An 18,352-nucleotide genomic window follows, 5' to 3' on the forward strand; every position below is an offset into this window, starting at 1 on the left:
GACCGCGCTACTCGGCGAATCCCGAACCGGTCTCCCACCGGTCCCACAGCTCGAGCCAACGACCGCCCTCCCGCCGGCGGCCGGATTCGTACGGCCACTTGACAGCAGACAGCCCCATATCAGCTAGATCGAGTAGGCAGACTAGGCAGCGTCGACCACGTCGGCGATGCAGCGGATCGCCTCGGGGCCGTTGCGCGTGTCCTTGATGCAGTTCTGCAGGTCGGTCGCGGAGTAACTGGTGAACAGCCAGGCCGCGGCCGCGGTCCAGATGACCGCGAGCACCATGGCGATCACCCCGAGCGCGAATCCGCCGCCGGCACTGCCAGGGTTGCTGGCGAAGCCGAAGCGTGCGCGCAGCCGACCGCGCCGGCCGAGCATGATCGCGCCGAAGGCGAAGAAGAACGCCAACGGGAACAGGGGGAACAGCACGCTGGTGAACAGGATCGCGAAGACGCCGAGGATCATCGACATCCGGCCGGCGACGTTGCGCATCGGGTACACGACCGCGTCGCCCGCCATCGGCAGGCCGGTGGCCGGGTCGTAGGTGGTGACGTCAGTGCCGCCCGCGGCCGGAACTGCCGGGACGGCCGGGAAGGACTGCGTGGCCGCCGGCGCATACGCCGCCTCGTAGGACGTGGACTCGTAGGCCGAGTACGCCGGGGCGGGCGGCTGGGTCTGGGCGAGCGGGAAGGCCGGGGCCGGTGCCTGGTGGGCCGGGGCGGGCGGTTGGTAGGCCGGAACCTGCGCGGTGGCGTCCTCGCTGGAGGGGGAGCGGTACCAGACGTGGTCGGGTCCGGACCCGTTGCTCGACCCGTTGCTCGACCCGTTCGGGGAGCCGTTCGGGGAGCCGTTCGGCGACCCGTTCGGCGACCCGTTGTAGTTAGCGGTGTACGCGCCGCTCGGGTAGGAGGCGCCCGAACCGTAGGAGAGGTCGTGCCACTGGTCGGAACCGCGCTCGTACATCTGAGGGTCCTCTCGCCGCCACCACTGCGTATGCCCAGACGCAACCGGAGGGGCCGCAATGCGCCTGAGGCGTCAGTTTGCGCCTGCGCCCGGGGCTACGTCCGGCGCTTTGCCATGGAGATGAATTCCTCCCGTGGAGGGTGGATATCGTGACCGACGTCCGGAACGTGGAGTTCGCGGCCCAGACGGGAGCAAGCGCGCAGGTGGGAGAGTTGGGCGCACGCCTCGTCGTCCTGGTCAGCGGATCGGGCACCAACCTGCAGGCGCTGCTCGACGCGTGCGCCGATCCCGGCTACGGCGCGACCGTGGTCGCGGCGGGGGCGGACCGCTCCGACATCGAAGGACTGCGCCGGGCCGAGAAGGCCGGCGTTCCGACGTTCGTGTGCCGGGTCGGCGACTATCCGACCCGGAGGGACTGGGACATCGTGCTGACCGCGGCGGTCGCTGCGCACGCTCCGGACCTGGTGGTGTCGGCGGGCTTCATGAAGATCCTCGGAGCGGCGTTCCTGTCCAGCTTCGGCGACCGCTGCCTGAACACCCATCCCGCGCTGCTGCCGGCCTTTCCGGGTGCGCACGGGGTCCGGGACGCGTTGGCCTACGGTGTGCGCGTCACCGGGTGCACGGTCCACCTGGTCGACGCCGGGGTCGACACCGGCCCGATCGTGGCGCAGGCCGCGGTCGAGGTCCGTGACGACGACGACGAGGACTCGCTGCACGAACGCATCAAGACCGTCGAGCGGGATCTGCTGACCGAGGTGGTCGGCCGGATCTCGCGCGAGGGGTTCCGGGTGGAGAACCGCGCAGTCCGCATCGGCGGCCCGAAGACAGACAACTGACGGCCAGTGCAGTGCCGATCTCAACCAATCTCAAAACATGACGGAGGGTCAGACGGTGTCGAGTAGTGGTGACGGACGGCGGCCGGTACGCCGGGCGCTGATCAGCGTCTACGACAAGACCGGCCTGGCCGAGCTGGCCCAGGGCCTGCACGCCGCCGGAGTGGCCCTGGTGTCGACCGGCTCGACGGCGGCGCGGATCGCCGACGCCGGCGTGCCGGTGACCAAGGTCGAGGACCTCACCGGTTTCCCGGAGTGCCTCGACGGGCGGGTGAAAACGCTGCACCCGAAGGTGCACGCCGGGATCCTGGCCGACCTGCGGCTGGAGGACCACGCTGCGCAGCTCGGTGCGCTCGGGGTCGAGCCGTTCGAGCTGGTCGTGGTCAACCTCTACCCGTTCAAGGCCACCGTCGCCTCCGGCGCCACCCCGGACGAGTGCGTCGAGCAGATCGACATCGGCGGGCCCTCGATGGTCCGGGCCGCGGCGAAGAACCACCCGAGCGTGGCCGTGGTCGTGGACCCGGCCCGCTACCCGGACGTGCTCGCCGCGGTCGACGAGGGCGGCTTCAGCCTCGACGCCCGCCGGCTGCTCGCGGTGGCGGCCTTCCAGCACACCGCCGAGTACGACGTTGCCGTCGCCTCCTGGCTGGGCTCGACCTACCCGGCCGACCCGACGTTGCCCTGGCCGAACTGGGTCGGCGCGACCTGGAACCGCTCCGCCGTTCTGCGCTACGGCGAGAACCCGCACCAGCAGGCGGCGTTGTACGTCTCCGGTGCGGACGGCCTGGCGGCGGCCGAGCAGTTGCACGGCAAGGAGATGTCCTACAACAACTACGTCGACACCGACGCCGCGCGCCGGGCCGCCTACGACTTCGCCGAGCCCTGCGTGGCGATCATCAAGCACGCCAACCCGTGCGGCATCGCGATCGGGGCGGACATCGCCGAGGCGCACCGCAAGGCCCACGAGTGCGACCCGGTCTCGGCCTTCGGCGGGGTGATCGCCACCAACCGGACGGTGACCGCGGCGATGGCCGAGCAGGTGGCCGAGGTCTTCACCGAGGTGATGTGCGCGCCGGACTTCGAGCCGGCCGCGCTGGAGGTCCTGCGCGCGAAGAAGAACCTGCGCCTGCTCCGCTCCGCTCCGATCCAGCCCGGGCGGGGCGTGGAGTTCCGGCCGATCTCCGGCGGCGTGCTGCTGCAGACCGCCGACAAGCTGGACGCCCCTGGCGACGACCCGGCGAACTGGACCCTGGCCTGCGGCGAGCCGGCTTCGACGGAGCTGCTGATCGACCTGACCTTCGCCTGGCGGGCGATCCGCTCGGTGAAGTCCAACGCGATCCTGCTGGCCAAGGGCGGCGCCACCGTCGGGGTCGGCATGGGCCAGGTGAATCGCGTGGACTCGGCCCGGCTCTCGGTGGCCCGGGCCGGCGAGCGCGCGACCGGCGCGGTCGCGGCCTCGGACGCCTTCTTCCCCTTCCCGGACGGGCTGCAGGTGCTGATCGACGCCGGCGTCTCGGCCGTCGTGCAGCCCGGCGGGTCGGTACGGGACGAGGAGGTCATCGCCGCGGCGAAGGCCGCCGGGATCACGATGTACCTGACCGGCACCCGTCACTTCGCACACTGATTCATCACACCGAGTTACCACCCGCCCTCGGGCGGCCGAGCGACCCCGGACGGCCGAATGTGGCCTCCGGGGTCGTCCGTTTTGTCCCCGCAACTAGGACGAACCGCTCGACCTGCATCCTCCGTTCGTTCCATTCGGGCATGACGGTCTTGCAGTCCGGCTACCAGGGCGTTTGTATGCGAATAGGACGCCGGGTGGGGACCTTTGGCGGGGGAGGAACGAGTGAGCAGCGAGCGCGACAACCAGCGCGATTCCGTCACGGGCAGTGAGGTGCGCGGGCCGGGGCTGTTCGACTTCGGTCCGGACATCGAGGGCCCGGCCACCGGGCCGCAGGCTGTCCTGCCGCCGTGGATGGCCGAGCAGGCCAAGGCCGCGCGCGCCGCCGCGAACGAGCCGCCGGCCGGTGAGACGCTGTCCGCCCGGTTCAAGCCCGTGCCCGTCGCGGTCGACGTCCTGGAGGACGAAGCGCTCGAGAGCGCCGAGGACGTGACTCCGGAGCCCGTGGTCGTTCCCGACTTCGCCCGGACCGTGCCCGCGCCGCGCAAGCGCCGCAAGCCGGTGCCCGCGGACCGCGTCGTGATCGCCGCCCCGGCCGTGGTCGACGGCTCCGGCAACGTCGTCATGGACCCCGCTGACGCCGACGCCGACCAGTTGACCGTGACCGGACCGGCACCGCTGGTCCCGGCACAGCGCACCGACGCTGCCGCGCCGCAGTCGGACGAGACCACTGACGAGCCGGCGCCGCGTTCCCGGCGCCGCTGGGTCGGCCTGACCCAGGCCGCCGCGATCGTCGCCGTGGGCGCCACCGTCGGCATCTTCGCCGCGGGCGGCCTCGGCTTCCTTGGTAATACGACCGAGGCCAACCCGCCGACCGCGGAGGCGGGCGCTTGGGTGCTGAACAACCTGGCCGGTGCCGGCAGCGTGCTGATTCCGTCTTCGATGGCGGACGGCCTGATCCAGAACGGCCAGGACTCCGACACGCTGACCACCTACCCGGACTCCTCGGCCGCCGACCTCGACCTGGGCAAGAACTGCTGCAGCTACCTGGTGCTCTCGGGCGCTCCCGGGCAGGAGGTCGGCAGCGGGCTGCCGGCGTCGGTGCACACGCTCTTCGAGCGGTCCCGGCCGGCCGCGGTGTTCACCACCGACGGCGGCTGGACCCAGGTCCGCCAGGTGCTGCCCGGCTCGCCGGCCAAGGTCGCCAAGGACCTCGAGGCCGACCACGCCGCGCTGGTCGCCACCGGCAAATCGCTGATCGCCTCCGGTCGGGTCGAGCTCTCCGACCTCGCCAAGGCGCAGGTGCAGAACGGTGAGGTCGACGCCCGGGTGCTCATCGGCGTCGTCGCCGTGGCCCTCCAGCACAAGATCACCATCGCGTCCTTCCCGGCCCAGCCGGGCGAGGCGGTGGCGGGCATCCTGCGCCGCTCGGTCGCGATCTCCGAGATCGACGGCAAGGCGGTCAAGGAGGGCTCGGACCGCGCCGCGGCGGTCAAGGCCGTGCTGGCTGGCCAGACCGGGATCTACCGCCCGGCCGGCGCCGAGGTGCACCCGGTCGACGGGGCGAACGCCCTGGAGGTCCGCTACGACGCGCCCAGCCCGTTCGGTGTGCTGACCCTCAATGACGAGGACGGCAACGCGTCCTGAGTGCCGCATAGGATCGACGCGTGGCGAAGATCCTCGACGGTAAGGCGACCGCGGCCGCTATTCGGGCCGAACTGACGCAGCGCGTGGCCGTGCTCAAGGCCCAGAGCATCACGCCCGGGCTCGGCACGATCCTGGTCGGCGACGACCCGGGCAGTCACTCCTACGTCGCGGGCAAGCACCGGGACTGCGCGGAGATCGGGATCGCGAGCATCCGGCGCGATCTGCCCGCGACCGCGACCCAGGCCGAGGTCGAGCAGGCCGTGGCCGAGCTGAATGCGGACCCTGCCTGCACCGGCTTCATCGTCCAACTGCCATTGCCGAAGGGCCTGGACGCCAACCGCGTGCTCGGCCTGGTCGACCCCGCCAAGGACGCCGACGGCCTGCACCCGGTGAACCTGGGCAAGCTGGTCCTCGGTGATGACGCGCCGCTGCCCTGCACGCCGCGCGGCATCGTCGAACTGCTCACCCGCTACGACATCAAGCTGGCCGGCGCCGAGGTCACCGTGATCGGCCGCGGCGTGACCGTGGGTCGTCCCCTCGGGCTGCTGCTCACACGGCGCTCGGAGAACGCCACCGTGACCTTGTGCCACACCGGCACCCAGGACCTGGCCGCGCACGTGCGCCGGGCCGACATCGTGGTCGCCGCCGCCGGCGTCCGCGGGCTGGTCACCGCCGACATGCTCAAGCCCGGCGCGATCGTGCTCGACGTCGGGACCTCCCGCGGCGAGGACGGCAAGCTGGTCGGCGACGTCGACCCGGCCGCGGCCGAGGTGGCCGGGTGGCTGGCGCCGATGCCCGGCGGGGTGGGCCCGATGACGCGGGCGATGCTGGTCGACAACGTGGTTCTCGCAGCGGAACGCTCCGTCGCACAGCGCGCCGCTGCCGGGGCGTGAGCACACCGCCGCGCCGTCCGCCCCGTCCGGTCATCTCCCGGGTCGTGGCGGCGGAGTGGCCGCTGGTGACCGTGTTGGCGGTCTGCACGGCCGGGGTCCTGGTCGTGCTCTCCGAGCATTTCCGCCGGGGGACCGTGCTGTTCGCCGGCGGGCTGGTGCTCGCCGCCGGGCTGCGCGCGCTGTTGCCGTCGGAGTCGGCGGGCCTCCTCGTGGTCCGCGGGCGGCTGGTGGACGTGATCACGCTCACCGCGCTGGGTCTCGGCGTGCTGCTGGCGGCCCTCGTGGTCCCGCCCCCCTCCTGAACTGTCCTTACACCTGACCCGCCCCCGATTCCTGGGTAGTGGTCCGAACGGGCTAAGGTTTGCCCGTAATAATCTCTTGATGCCAAGAGATTCGGCGCCCATCAGAGGTGGGTGCGGTCCCCCGTTTGTGAGGAGTCTGGTCATGGCGCGCAAGGGCAAGGTCACCGTCGTCGGAGCGGGCTTCTACGGATCGACCACCGCGCTCCGACTGGCCGAGTACGACATCTTCGATGAGGTCGTGCTCACCGACATCCTCGAGGGCAAGGGCGAGGGTCTCGCCCTCGACATGAACCAGTCCCGCCCGATCGAGGGCTTCGAGACCAAGCTGACCGGCGCGACCACCACCGCCGACGGCGAGGGTTATGAGAGGACCGCCGGCTCGGACATCGTCGTCATCACCGCGGGCCTGCCCCGCAAGCCCGGCATGAGCCGGATGGACCTCATCGAGACCAACGCCAAGATCGTGCGCGGCGTCGCGGAGAACATCGTCAAGCACTCCCCGGACGCGGTGATCGTGGTCGTGTCCAACCCGCTGGACGAGATGACCGCCCTGACCCAGCTCGCCTCCGGCCTGCCCAAGGCGAAGGTCATCGGCCAGGCCGGCATGCTCGACACCGCGCGCTTCACCAACTTCGTCGCCGAGAAGCTCGGGGTCGAGGTCGGCGCGGTCACGACGCTGACGCTCGGCTCGCACGGCGACACCATGGTCCCGGTGCCCAGCGCCTGCACCGTCAACGGCAAGCCGCTCGACGAGCTGCTCTCGGCCGAGGACATCGAGGACCTCGTGGTCCGCACCCGCAACGGTGGCGCCGAGGTCGTGGCGCTGCTCAAGACCGGCTCGGCGTACTACGCCCCGTCGGCCGCCGCCGCCCGCATGGTCAAGGCCATCGCCACCGACTCCGGCGACGTCATGCCGGTGTGCGCGTGGGTCGACGGCGAGTACGGCATCGAGGGTGTCTACCTCGGCGTCGAGGCCGAGCTCGGCGCCGGCGGCATCAAGAAGGTCGTCGAGCGCGATCTCACCGCGACCGAGCTTGCCGCCCTGAAGGAGGCCGCTGAGGCCGTCCGCGCCAAGCAGGGCGACGTCGCCGACCTCTGATCATTTCCTGACGACTCCTCAGATTACTCGAAGGACTAACAGTATGGCGAAGATCAAGGTCGCGAACCCGGTCGTCGAACTCGACGGCGACGAGATGACGCGCATCATCTGGACGTTCATCAAAGAGCAGCTGATCCTGCCCTACCTCGACATCGACCTGAAGTACTACGACCTGGGCATCGAGGCGCGCGACGCCACCGGCGACCAGATCACCATCGACTCCGCCAACGCCATCAAGAAGTACGGCGTCGGCGTGAAGTGCGCGACGATCACTCCCGACGAGGCCCGCGTCTCCGAGTTCGGCCTCAAGGAGATGTACAAGTCTCCGAACGGCACGATCCGCAACATCCTCGGCGGCGTCATCTTCCGCGAGCCGATCGTCATCTCGAACATCCCGCGCCTGGTACCGGGCTGGACCAAGCCGATCGTCATCGGCCGTCACGCCTTCGGCGACCAGTACCGCGCCACCGACATGGTGGTCCCAGGACCTGGAACGCTCACGCTGACGTATACCCCGAAGGACGGCTCCGCCCCGATCGAGCACAACGTGTACGAGTTCCCGGGTGGCGGCGTCGCGATGGCGATGTACAACCTGGACGACTCGATCCGCGACTTCGCCCGCGCCTCGATGCGCTACGGCCTCAACCGCGGTTACCCGGTGTACCTGTCGACGAAGAACACGATCATGAAGCGCTACGACGGCCGCTTCAAGGACCTTTTCGCCGAGGTCTTCGCAGATGAGTTCGAGGCTGACTTCAAGACAGCGGGAATCACCTACGAGCACCGCCTGATCGACGACATGGTCGCCGCGGCCATGAAGTGGGAGGGCGGCTACGTCTGGGCCTGCAAGAACTACGACGGTGACGTGCAGTCCGACACCGTCGCGCAGGGCTTCGGCTCGCTCGGCCTGATGACCTCGGTGCTGATGACCCCGGACGGCAAGACCGTCGAGGCCGAGGCCGCGCACGGCACGGTCACCCGGCACTACCGGATGCACCAGCAGGGCAAGCCGACCTCGACGAACCCGATCGCCTCGATCTTCGCCTGGACGCGTGGCCTGCAGGCCCGCGGCCGGATGGACGACACCCCCGAGGTCAGCGCGTTCGCCGACACCCTCGAGCAGGTCTGCATCCAGACCGTCGAGTCCGGGGCGATGACCAAGGACCTGGCCCTGCTCGTCGGCCCGGATCAGCCGCACCAGACCACCGAGGAGTTCCTCGCCTCGATCGACGAGAACCTGCAGAAGCACATCGCAGGCTGACCGTCACCAACACCCCGTACTTCCCGAACGCGCCGAGAGGCCGGTAGATGGATTCACCGGTCCTCGGCGCGTCCGGCGTCTGTGCGCTGCTGCTCTTCGGCGGGCTGCTCACCCTGGCTCAGGCTGCGCTGTTCTCGCTGCGCGAGGACAACCTGCGGGTGCTGGCCGAACGCGGCCCCCGCGGCCGGCGGGTGGCGGTGCTGGCCGCCCGTCCGGAGCGGGTCTCGCAGACCGTGCGGGTCGGCACCGTACTCTCGGCGGTGTCGGCGGCGGCGCTCGGCGCGACGACGTTGGCCGAGGACCTCTCGCCCGAGCTCGTCGACGCCGGGATGCAGCGCGACTGGGCCCGCTTCACCGCGACCGCGCTGGTCGTGCTGGTCGTCGCCTTCGTCGCGCTGGCGTTGGCCGAGCTGGTGCCGTTCCGGCTGGCCCCGCACCGCGCGGAGGTCTACGCGCTGGCGCTGGCCGGCACACTGAACCGGTTCGCGGTGCTGATCGCCCCGGTGCGCTGGTTGCTGCCGCTGGCCTCCGGCCGTCGCGCCGCCCTGGCAGCGGGGGAGCCGGCGCCCGCACACGAGGCGATCAGCTCGGACGAGCTGCGCGAGATGGTGAGCGCGCACGCCGCGCTCACGCAGGACGAACGCAAGCTGATCGGCGAGGTGTTCTCGGTCGGCGAGGTCGTCCTGCGCGAGGTGATGGTGCCGCGCACCGAGGTGGATTTCATCGACGCCGCCCTGCCGCTGCACGCCGCGATCGACTTCGTCCTGTCCCGCCCGCACTCCCGCTATCCGGTGGTGCGCGGCTCGCACGATGACGTGGTCGGCTTCGTCAACATCCGGGACCTGCTCGACCCGATGCTGTCGGACCAGCAGACCACGGTGGGCGATCTGGCCCGCGAGATCAGTGCGTTCCCGGCCACCAACCGCGTGCTGCCGGTGCTCAGCGCGTTGCGGGCGAGCCGCTCGCACCTGGCGGTCGTGGTCGACGAGTACGGCGGCACGGCCGGGATCATCACGGTGGAGGACCTGGTCGAGGAATTGGTCGGGGAGATCCAGGACGAGTACGACCCGGTCCCCGACCCCACCCAGGAGCTCCCCGGCGGGGATCTGGAGGTCGACGGCTTGCTCAACCTCGAGGACTTCGCCGAGGTCAGCGGCCTGAGGTTGGAGGACGGCCCGTACGAGACCGTGGCCGGCTTCCTCGTCGCCCGGCTGGGCCACATCGCCCGGGTCGGCGACCTGGTGGCGGTGGAGGGGCGCGACCTCGAGGTGTGCGCGCTGGACGGGCGCCGGGTGGCCCGGGTGCGGGTGACGCGTTCGGCCGGGGCGGACGACGGAGAATCGGTTGGCGACGGGCTGCAAGAATGAACGCCATGTCCGCTCCCCGCAGAAGCGAGAGGCCACGGGTGCTCTCCGGCATCCAGCCGACCGCCGATTCGTTCCACCTGGGCAACTACCTCGGGGCGGTTCGGCAGTGGATCGGCCTGCAGGACACCCACGATGCGTTCTACTTCATCGCCGACCTGCACGCGATCACCGTCGAACACGACCCGGCGCTGCTCCGGCAGCGCACCCGGGTCTCGGTGGCGCAGTTGCTGGCGGCCGGCCTCGAGCCGGAGCGGTGCACGCTGTTCGTGCAGAGCCAGGTGCCCGAGCATGCCCAACTCGCGTGGGTGATGAACTGCCTCACCGGGATGGGCGAGGCCTCCCGCATGACCCAGTTCAAGGACAAGTCGGCCAAGGGTGGCACCGACCGCTCGACGGTCGGGCTGTTCACCTACCCGGTTCTGCAGGCGGCGGACATCCTGCTCTACGCGGCCGACCAGGTGCCGGTGGGTGAGGACCAGCGCCAGCATCTCGAGCTCACCCGCGACCTCGCGCAGCGCTTCAACCACCGCTACGGCGAGACCCTCACCGTGCCCGCGCCGTACATCCTCAAGGCCACCGCGAAGATCACCGACCTGCAGGACCCGACGTCCAAGATGAGCAAATCCTCGTCGTCGCCGGGCGGCATCATCGAGCTGCTCGATGAGCCCAAGGTGTCGGAGAAGAAGCTGAAGAGCGCGGTCACCGACTCCGAACGCGAGATCCGCTTCGACGAGGAGAACAAGGCCGGGATCTCCAACCTGCTCACGATCTCCTCGGCGCTGACCGGCACCCCGATCCCGGAGCTGGTGGCCGCCTACGAGGGCCGGGGTTACGGCGACCTGAAGAAGGATGTCGCCGCTGCCGTGGTGGACTTCGTGACCCCGTACCGCGAGAAGACGAACGCCTTCCTCGACGACGTCGCCGGACTGGACGCGATCCTGGCCCAGGGTGCGGACAAGGCCCGCGCCGTGGCGGCCGAGACCCTCGCCAACGTTTACGACCGGCTCGGCTTCGTGCCGGCCAAGCACTGATGACCAATCCCATGACTGACCCGATGGCCGGTGTGACGGCTGCCTCGACGCGTACCATCGGCGTCGCGATCGCGATCCCGGAGCCGTTCGGCAGCGAGCTGCAGAACCATCGCGAGCACTTCGGCGACCCGCTTGCCCGATCCATCCCGACCCACGTGACCCTGTTGCCGCCGACCGAGGTGCCGGTGGATGCTCTGCCGGGGATCGAGACGCACCTGCGCGGCATTGCCGCAGCCGCGACCTCGTTCGACATTCTGCTGCGCGGCACGGGCACGTTCCGGCCGGCCTCGCCGGTCGTCTTCGTCACCCTCGCCGAGGGAATCTCCGACTGCGAGCTCCTGGAGCGGCAGATGCGGAGCGGGCCACTCGGGCATCGGGAGTTGGAGTTCGTCTACCACCCGCACGTGACGGTGGCGCACGACATCGCCGACGAGGCGCTGTCCCACGCGTTCGACAAGCTGGCCCAGTACGAGGCCCGGTTCTCGGTGTGGGGCTTCAGCCTCTACGAGCACGGATCGGACGGGGTATGGCGCCCGGCCGTGGACTTCCGGTTCGAATTCAGCTGAGGCTGCGTCAGAACCGGTACGCGCCGTAGCGGCGGTAGCGCCGCTTGTTGGCCAGGAACCTGGCCGCCCCGAGCAGCACCAGCAGCGCGACCAGGGCTGAGCCCGCGACCGCCGACCAGCGCAGCGAGTCGTTGCTCGAGACCGGCGAGGCGTCGATGTCGGTACCCGAGCCCCTGTCGCCGCCTCCGCCGTTCGAGGCCACCTCGGCCTCGTTCGAACCGGCGGAGGTGAAGCCCTCGTCCTCGGGGGAGAGGACGGAGGCCGAGAGCGGCTCCACCAGTTCGCCGACCGGTTCGGCCACCGCGGCAGCGTTGAAGCCCCAGTTCAGGAGGGTGCCGGCTTCCTTGGTGATCTGGCCGAACGGGGTGTACATGAGCGTGGCGATGATCGTGCGCCCGTTGCGCTCGGCGGCGGCGATCAGCGTGTTCTGCGCGAGCGTGGTGTAGCCGGTCTTGACACCGATCGCGCCCTCGAAGCCCTGCAGGATCAGCCGGTTCTCGGTGTAGACCCAGAACGGCTTGCTGTTCTGCTTGGTCGCGGTCGCGGTCTGGTTGCCCGGGAACATGTAACGCAGCTGCGAGACGTAGTGCCGCAGGTCGCGGCGCTGCAGGGCCGCACGGCCCCACAGCGCGAGGTCGTAGGCGGAGGCGAACTGGCCGTCCGCGTCGAGGCCGGAGGGGTTCACCACTGTGGTGTCCAGGGCCTGCAGGCGCTGCGCCTCGGCCTGCATCATCCGGATGCCACGCTCGACCGTGCCGCCGCCCGCGCGGGCGAGCGCGTTGGCCGCGTCGTTGCCGGAGCGCAGCAGCAGGCCGTACCAGATGTCGTCGACCTTGTAGGCCTGCGGGGCGATCATGCCGACCCGGGTGCCCTCCTGGTTCTCGTCGCTCTTATCGGCGACGATCGTGGAGCTCGGGTCCAGACGCGGGGCCATGGTCAGCGCGAGCAGAGTCTTCAGAGTGCTGGCCGGGCGGTACTTGCCGTGCGGGTTCTTGGCCGCGAGCACCTGACCGGTGTCCGCGTCGGCGACGACCCACGATGCGGCCGTCGTTCCCGGAACCGCAGGTGCGCCCGGGCCGACGACGATGCCGCGCTCAGTCATCCGCGAACCGCCGATGGAGTTCGTGGCGGGCGGCGGAAGAGGGGTCGGGCTCGGCGTGACGGACGGGCCGCCGATGGTGCCGGCGGACGGGGTCGGCAGCGGGTCGACGGCGACGGCGGTGGAGGCCAGCATCGCGGGCAGGACCAAGCCGAGCGCGGCCGCACCGAGCCCGATGCGACGACGGCGGACGGTCTTCACGGTTCCCCCCGGACACCTGACAAATGGGCGCAGCAGTGGTGAAAGTTCAGTGGGCCTCGCAGGGCGTGGACCCTGTTCCCGAGCAGCGTAGGGTCTGAATGCGGCCGGGCGCGGTTACTTGACGATCTAGGTCACTGTGTTCACCCCGTCGGCCCAGGTGCGCGAATCGGGCCAGTTCCGGCATCTGCTCCCGATCCGAACGGAAGGGACCATCACCCCATGACGGTGAGCCTCGGCCTCGCCGCCGTCGTCGAGCAGATGCGCGAAGTGCGCCGTGACCTGCACGCCCACCCCGAAGTGGCCGGCCTGGAGCACCGCACGACCGCCTTGGTGGCGGACCGTCTGACCGCGATCGGGCTGCGCCCGCGGACGCTGCCCGGCGGCACCGGCCTGACCTGTGAAATCGCTGGACGCGAGGGCTCCGGCGACACGCCGGTGACCGTGCTCCGGGCCGACCTGGACGCGCTGCCGCTACCCGATGCGAAGGAGGTGCCCTACCGCTCGACTGTGCCCGGGGTGTGCCATGCCTGCGGGCACGATCTGCACACCGCGGTGCTGTTGGGCGCCGCCCTGGTGCTGGCGGACCTCGCTTCCGCGGGAGCGCTTCCGGCCCCGGTCCGGCTGGTCTTCCAGCCCGCCGAAGAGACGATGACCGGGGCCCGCGCGGCGATCGATGCGGGGGCGCTGGACGGGGCGGGTCGCGCGTTCGCGTTGCACGCCGATCCTCGGCTGGAGGTGGGCAAGGTGGGGCTCCGGGCCGGTGCGATCACCGGCGCCGCCGACTTCGTGCTGGTGCGCCTGCACGGGCCTGGTGGCCACACCGCGCGGCCGGAACTGACGGCGGACCTCGTCCACGCGCTCGGGGTGGTCGCGACCGAGGCGCCGGCGCTGCTTGCCTCGCGTTTCGACGAGGACTCGGGGCTGAAGCTGGTGTGGGGCCGGGTTCAGGCCGGCTCGGCGCCCAACGCCATCCCCGCCACCGGCGAACTGGCCGGCACGATCCGCTGCCGGGATGCCGCGACCTGGGAGCGCGCGCCGGCGCTTTTCGAAGCGATCGTCGCCGACCTGGCGGCCCGGCATCGGGTCGATGCAGTGGTCGAGGTGAGCCGCGGCGTGCCGCCCTGTGTGAACGACCCGGCGGCGGTGGAGTCCCTGCGCGTGGCCGTGGCCGGCGAGTTCGGCGCCGACGCGGTCGCCCGGACCGAGCACAGCTTGGGCGGGGAGGACTTCGCCTGGTTCACCCGGGCGGTGCCGGGGGCGCTCGCGCGGCTCGGCACCCGCTCGCCCGGCGCGCCGCCGATGGATCTGCATCAATCGCTCTTCGACGTCGACGAGGCTGCCGTCGAGGTGGGAATCCGGACGCTGGTCGCCCTCGCGACGGGAGGCACGACGTGAGCATCGGCATGAACATGGACATGGACATCGACATGAACATCGACTGGGACGCCTTGCGGGCGGCCGCCCGTACGGCTGCGGCCGCGGCCTACGCGCCGTACTCCGGGCTGCAGGTCGGCGCCGCCGGTCTCGTCGCCGATGGCCGCACCGTGACCGGGTGCAACGTGGAGAACGCCTCCTACGGGCTGACGTTGTGTGCGGAGTGCGGGATGGTCTCGTCGCTGGTGGCCGGCGGCCGTGCGCGGTTGCTCGCGGTCAGCGTGTGGTCAACGGCCGGCGCGCTGCTCACCCCGTGCGGCCGGTGCCGGCAGGTGCTGCTCGAGCACGGCGGGACGCAGTGCCTCGTCGACACCGGCTCCGGCCCGCGAGCCCTCGGCGAGTTGCTTCCCGAGGAGTTCGGGCCGGCGGACCTGCCCTGATGGACGCGGTCTCGATCATCCGGGCCAAGCGCGACGGCGGTGTGCTGACCGATGCGCAGATCGACTGGGTGCTCGATTCCTACGTGCGCCGCGAGGTCGCCGAGGAGCAGATGGCGGCGCTGGCGATGGCGATCTGCTGGCGCGGCATGGACCGGCGCGAGATCGCGCGCTGGACCGCGGCGATGATCGACTCCGGGCGCCGTGCGGTGTTGAGCGGCCTGGACCGACCGACCGTGGACAAGCACTCCACCGGCGGGGTGGGGGACAAGATCACCCTGGTGCTCACGCCGCTGGTCGCGGCCTGCGGGGCGGCCGTCCCGCAGCTGTCCGGGCGGGGCCTCGGGCACACGGGCGGGACGCTGGACAAGCTGGAATCGATCCCGGGCTGGCGGTCGGATCTGACGAAGAATCAGTTCGAGGCGCAGCTGCGCTCGGTAGGGGCCGTGGTGGCCGCGGCCGGTCCGGACCTCGCACCGGCCGACGCACGGCTGTACGCGCTGCGCGACGTCACCGGCACGGTGGAGTCGGTGCCCTTGATCGCCGCCTCCATCATGAGCAAGAAGATCGCCGAGGGCACCGGGGCGCTGGTGCTGGACGTGAAGGTCGGGTCGGGCGCCTTTATGAAGACGCTTCCGGATGCCCGGGAATTGGCCGAGACGATGGTCGCCCTCGGTACCGACTCCGGAGTGCGGACCTCCGCGCTGCTCACCGACATGGCCACCCCGCTCGGGCTGGCCGCCGGCAACGCCCTCGAGGTCGCTGAGGCCGTCGAGGTGCTGGCGGGCGGCGGCCCGGCCGACGTGGTGGAGCTGACCCTGGCGCTGGCCCGGGAAATGCTCGATCTGGTCGGCCTCCCGGTCGATCCGGCGGACGTGCTCGCCGACGGGCGGGCGATGGACTGCTGGCGGCGGATGGTCCAGGCCCAGGGCGGCGATCCCGATGCGGCGCTGCCGGCGGCCGCTGAGCGGCACGAGGTGCTCGCCCCGGCCGCGGGCGTCCTGACCGAGGTGGACGCCTTCGCGGTCGGGCTGGCCGCGTGGCGGTGTGGGGCCGGGCGCGTCCGCAAGGAGGACCCGGTCTCGGCCGGCGCCGGAGTGACGCTGCGTCAACAACGCGGTGCCACCGTGCATGCGGGCGACGTGCTGGCCGTCCTGCACGCCGACGATCCGGCCCGATTCGGTGGTGCGCTCGAGGCCCTTGCGGAAGCGTTCACCATCGGGGGCGGCACCGGGGAAAAGCTCCCGCTGGTGATCGAACGCGTGGGCGGCTGACTCAGCGCGCCCGGACCTGCGGCACGCGGTCGAGGGCGATACCGAATCGGTCGCGGTAGGCGCCGAGCACCGCGGCGCCGCCGTCGAGGTCGCTCTCCTGCCGCGCGCCGTCGACCGTCTCAATCAGCTTGCGGCCGCTCAGGGTGACCCGGCCGGACTCGGTGAGCCGGGAGCAGACCAGGGACCTGGTGAAGTGCGTGTCCGGCGAGTGCGACTGCCACCAGCACATTGCCGCGAAGTCCCGTAGCTCGTAGGGGCGCGCCTCGACCAGGTAAGCCGGCTCCCCGTCGTGGGTCACCTCGAACTCCCCGTGCGTCGCCGGCCGCACGCGGAACACTCCGCCCGGGTCGGGCTGGTCGTCGGCGGTGTCCAGCCGTAGCGGATAGGTGCTGTGCGCGCCGAAGCCGACGTCGACCAGCACGTCGTCGTTCACCACCAGCGCGAGGTGGTCCAGCGGCGAGCCCCAGCGCTCGCCGTTGCGTGGCCGCGCGGAGCGAAGTTCGACCCGGTGGCCGAGCTCGGTGAGCAGCACCGCGAACAGGCCGTTGAGTTCGTAGCAGAAGCCGCCGCGGCGGCGGGTCACGACCTTCTCGCACAGGTCGGCCGGTGCGAGCGAGTAGGGCTCGTCGAGGTGGACGCTCAGGTTCTCGAACGGCACCGCCAGCAGGTGCGCGTGCTGCAGGTCGGCGAGGGAGTCGTCCGCCTTCGCCCCGATCCGGGCCAGGTAGCCGGGGACATCGATTTGTGCCATGCCACGGATTGTCTCGAACGCCGGGCGGCGCGACGCGCGCGGACGTAGCGTGAGCCATGGCAGCACTTCAACGGCGGCCCCAGGGCGACGATCTCGCCTCTTTGGTCAGGCGCGCCCCCAAGGTCCTTCTGCACGACCACCTGGACGGCGGGCTGCGCCCCGCCACGATGCTCGAGCTGGCCTCCGACTGCGGCTACGCCGCGCTTCCGCACTCCGACCCCGAGGCCCTCGGCCGGTGGTTCGTCGACGCCGCGAACTCCGGATCACTGGAGCGCTACCTGGAGACCTTCGGGCACACCGTCTCGGTGATGCAGACGCCGGAGTCGCTGCACCGGATCGCCGCGGAGTGCGCCGAAGACCTCGCGGCTGACGGCGTGGTCTATGCCGAGGTCCGTTACGCGCCGGAGCAGCACCTCGCGGGCGGGCTCTCGCTCGACGAGGTCGTGGAAGCGACCCTCGACGGCTTCCGCGCCGGCGAGCGGGCCGCGGCCGCGGCCGGGCGCCGGATCAGGGTCGGCGCGTTGCTGACCGCGATGCGGCACCAGGCCAGGTCACAGGAGATCGCCGAGCTGGCGATCCGGCACCGCGACCACGGCGTGGTCGGCTTCGACATCGCCGGAGCCGAGGCCGGCTTCCCGCCGACCCGGCACCTGGACGCGTTCGAGTACCTGCAGCGGGAGAACTTCCACTTCACGATCCACGCCGGCGAGGCGTTCGGGTTGCCCTCGATCTGGCAGGCGATCCAGTGGTGCGGCGCGGACCGGCTGGGACACGGGGTGCGGATCGTCGACGATATAACTGGCGGTCGGGATGGCGAGCCGGTGAAGCTCGGCCGGTTGGCCTCCTACGTCCGGGATCGGCGCGTGCCTTTGGAGATGTGCCCGTCGAGCAACCTGCAGACCGGCGCCGCCGACTCCCTCGCCGAGCACCCGATCGGGCTGCTGCGCGAGCTCTCGTTCCGGGTCACGGTCAACACCGACAACCGGCTGCTCGGCGGCACCACGCTGACCCAGGAATTCCTGTTGCTGGCCGAGACATTCGGCTACGGCCTGAGCGACGTCGAGTGGTTCACCGTGAACGCGATGAAGTCGGCGTTCCTTCCGTTCGACGACCGGCTGATGCTGATCAACGACGTCATCAAGCCCGGCTTCGCCGCCCTCAAGGCCGAGGCGGCGATGGGCCGGGTGGCCGGGCTAGGCTGACTCCGCCGGGAACCCGGTGACGCTGCAGCGACCCCGGAGGGCCCTCGATGGCCGAGCCTCGCAAGATGCCCGGGGGCGATCTGATCCGTAAGGCGGCCCGGGTCACCACCGGCACCGCGGTCGCCGCCACCGAGGTCATGGTGATGTCGTTCGAGATGACCGGACGCGTCGTGAAGCGCCTGATCCCGGGCCGGCGCTCGGAGCACGACGACCGGTAGAAACCGGCGCTCAGAAGGGGCAGGGCTCCGGGTCTTCCTCGGGCGCCCCGAACTCGGGTGGTTCCTCGCCGTTGGCCGGTGGCGGGCGGACGGTGAAGATCTCCCCGGTGGGGCTGGTCCAGGTGAAGGTGCCTTCGGTGTCCTGGGTGCAGGTCCAGCCGGGCATGTGCTTGATCTTGTGGTGGAAGCGGCAGATGCACCCGAGGTTGCTGT

At 70.9% G+C, this 18,352-nt stretch carries 18 protein-coding genes and 1 pseudogene; 15 read left to right on the top strand and 4 right to left on the bottom strand.

What is annotated here, in order from left to right:
• Positions 1-141: 141 nt before the first annotated feature.
• Positions 142-963, bottom strand: coding sequence for a hypothetical protein (locus H0X00_RS09725; RefSeq protein WP_293769498.1), 822 nt, complete (start codon positions 961-963; stop codon positions 142-144).
• Positions 964-1,175: 212 nt separating this feature from the next.
• On the opposite strand from H0X00_RS09725, the gene purN reads away from it, so the two are divergent.
• The 10 genes from purN to H0X00_RS09775 all read left to right on the top strand — a co-directional run bounded on the left by purN (position 1,176) and on the right by H0X00_RS09775 (position 11,583).
• On the top strand, positions 1,176-1,799 hold the full coding sequence (purN, locus tag H0X00_RS09730; protein WP_367186532.1) for a phosphoribosylglycinamide formyltransferase: 624 nt from the start codon (positions 1,176-1,178) through the stop codon (positions 1,797-1,799).
• A 37-nt stretch (positions 1,800-1,836) separates the two neighbouring features.
• Positions 1,837-3,420 (top strand): bifunctional phosphoribosylaminoimidazolecarboxamide formyltransferase/IMP cyclohydrolase, encoded by a 1,584-nt coding sequence (purH, locus tag H0X00_RS09735; RefSeq protein ID WP_293769500.1) that lies wholly within the window; start codon positions 1,837-1,839, stop codon positions 3,418-3,420.
• A 222-nt stretch (positions 3,421-3,642) separates the two neighbouring features.
• The gene (locus H0X00_RS09740; protein WP_293769501.1) at positions 3,643-5,064 is read left to right on the top strand and encodes a hypothetical protein; all 1,422 of its coding nucleotides are present in this window, start codon (positions 3,643-3,645) and stop codon (positions 5,062-5,064) included.
• Between the two features lie 20 nt (positions 5,065-5,084).
• On the top strand, positions 5,085-5,957 hold the full coding sequence (locus H0X00_RS09745; RefSeq protein WP_293769502.1) for a bifunctional methylenetetrahydrofolate dehydrogenase/methenyltetrahydrofolate cyclohydrolase: 873 nt from the start codon (positions 5,085-5,087) through the stop codon (positions 5,955-5,957).
• On the top strand, positions 5,954-6,259 hold the full coding sequence (locus H0X00_RS09750; protein WP_293769503.1) for a DUF3017 domain-containing protein: 306 nt from the start codon (positions 5,954-5,956) through the stop codon (positions 6,257-6,259). The genes H0X00_RS09745 and H0X00_RS09750 overlap by 4 nt, the downstream gene beginning before the upstream one ends.
• Before the next feature lie 142 nt (positions 6,260-6,401).
• Positions 6,402-7,358 (top strand): malate dehydrogenase, encoded by a 957-nt coding sequence (gene mdh / locus H0X00_RS09755; protein ID WP_293769504.1) that lies wholly within the window; start codon positions 6,402-6,404, stop codon positions 7,356-7,358.
• A 43-nt stretch (positions 7,359-7,401) separates the two neighbouring features.
• A complete protein-coding gene (locus tag H0X00_RS09760; RefSeq protein WP_293769505.1) occupies positions 7,402-8,619 on the top strand; it encodes an NADP-dependent isocitrate dehydrogenase in 1,218 nt (405 codons plus the stop codon).
• A gap of 47 nt (positions 8,620-8,666) precedes the next feature.
• The gene (locus tag H0X00_RS09765; RefSeq protein ID WP_293769506.1) at positions 8,667-9,986 is read left to right on the top strand and encodes a hemolysin family protein; all 1,320 of its coding nucleotides are present in this window, start codon (positions 8,667-8,669) and stop codon (positions 9,984-9,986) included.
• 5 nt (positions 9,987-9,991) lie between these two features.
• Positions 9,992-11,017, top strand: coding sequence for a tryptophan--tRNA ligase (gene trpS / locus H0X00_RS09770; RefSeq protein ID WP_293769507.1), 1,026 nt, complete (start codon positions 9,992-9,994; stop codon positions 11,015-11,017).
• 11 nt (positions 11,018-11,028) lie between these two features.
• Positions 11,029-11,583 carry a 2'-5' RNA ligase family protein gene (locus tag H0X00_RS09775; protein ID WP_293769508.1) on the top strand — a complete coding sequence of 185 codons (555 nt, stop codon included), beginning with the start codon at positions 11,029-11,031 and terminating at the stop codon, positions 11,581-11,583.
• Between the two features lie 7 nt (positions 11,584-11,590).
• Here H0X00_RS09775 and H0X00_RS09780 read toward each other — a convergent pair whose 3' ends face one another.
• Positions 11,591-12,883, bottom strand: coding sequence for a D-alanyl-D-alanine carboxypeptidase (locus tag H0X00_RS09780; protein WP_293769509.1), 1,293 nt, complete (start codon positions 12,881-12,883; stop codon positions 11,591-11,593).
• A 219-nt stretch (positions 12,884-13,102) separates the two neighbouring features.
• Here H0X00_RS09780 and H0X00_RS09785 point away from each other — a divergent pair, with 219 nt between their 5' ends.
• From H0X00_RS09785 to H0X00_RS09795, 3 genes are read left to right on the top strand one after another with little or no spacing between them, the layout of a single operon-like run.
• The gene (locus H0X00_RS09785; RefSeq protein WP_293769510.1) at positions 13,103-14,278 is read left to right on the top strand and encodes an amidohydrolase; all 1,176 of its coding nucleotides are present in this window, start codon (positions 13,103-13,105) and stop codon (positions 14,276-14,278) included.
• Between the two features lie 32 nt (positions 14,279-14,310).
• On the top strand, positions 14,311-14,697 hold the full coding sequence (locus tag H0X00_RS09790; protein ID WP_367186533.1) for a cytidine deaminase: 387 nt from the start codon (positions 14,311-14,313) through the stop codon (positions 14,695-14,697).
• On the top strand, positions 14,697-15,968 hold the full coding sequence (locus tag H0X00_RS09795) for a thymidine phosphorylase (protein WP_293769512.1): 1,272 nt from the start codon (positions 14,697-14,699) through the stop codon (positions 15,966-15,968). Before H0X00_RS09790 ends, H0X00_RS09795 begins: the two co-directional genes overlap by 1 nt.
• 1 nt (position 15,969) lies before the next feature.
• On the opposite strand, the gene H0X00_RS09800 is transcribed toward H0X00_RS09795, so the two are convergent.
• Positions 15,970-16,719: an arylamine N-acetyltransferase gene (locus H0X00_RS09800; RefSeq protein ID WP_293769513.1), complete on the bottom strand. Its 750-nt coding sequence runs from the start codon at positions 16,717-16,719 to the stop codon at positions 15,970-15,972.
• Between the two features lie 56 nt (positions 16,720-16,775).
• Between H0X00_RS09800 and H0X00_RS09805 the strand changes: the two genes are divergently transcribed.
• Both H0X00_RS09805 and H0X00_RS09810 read left to right on the top strand, forming a co-directional pair.
• Entirely contained in the window at positions 16,776-17,921 is a 1,146-nt protein-coding gene (locus H0X00_RS09805; RefSeq protein ID WP_293769514.1) for an adenosine deaminase, read from the top strand.
• A gap of 47 nt (positions 17,922-17,968) precedes the next feature.
• Positions 17,969-18,139 carry a hypothetical protein gene (locus tag H0X00_RS09810; RefSeq protein ID WP_293769515.1) on the top strand — a complete coding sequence of 57 codons (171 nt, stop codon included), beginning with the start codon at positions 17,969-17,971 and terminating at the stop codon, positions 18,137-18,139.
• 10 nt (positions 18,140-18,149) lie between these two features.
• Here the strand turns inward: H0X00_RS09810 and H0X00_RS09815 are convergent.
• Positions 18,150-18,352 (bottom strand): annotated as a pseudogene (locus tag H0X00_RS09815) (HNH endonuclease); the annotation flags it as partial.

The sequence above is a fragment of the Sporichthya sp. genome (assembly GCF_013815995.1).
Lineage (GTDB): Bacteria > Actinomycetota > Actinomycetes > Sporichthyales > Sporichthyaceae > Sporichthya.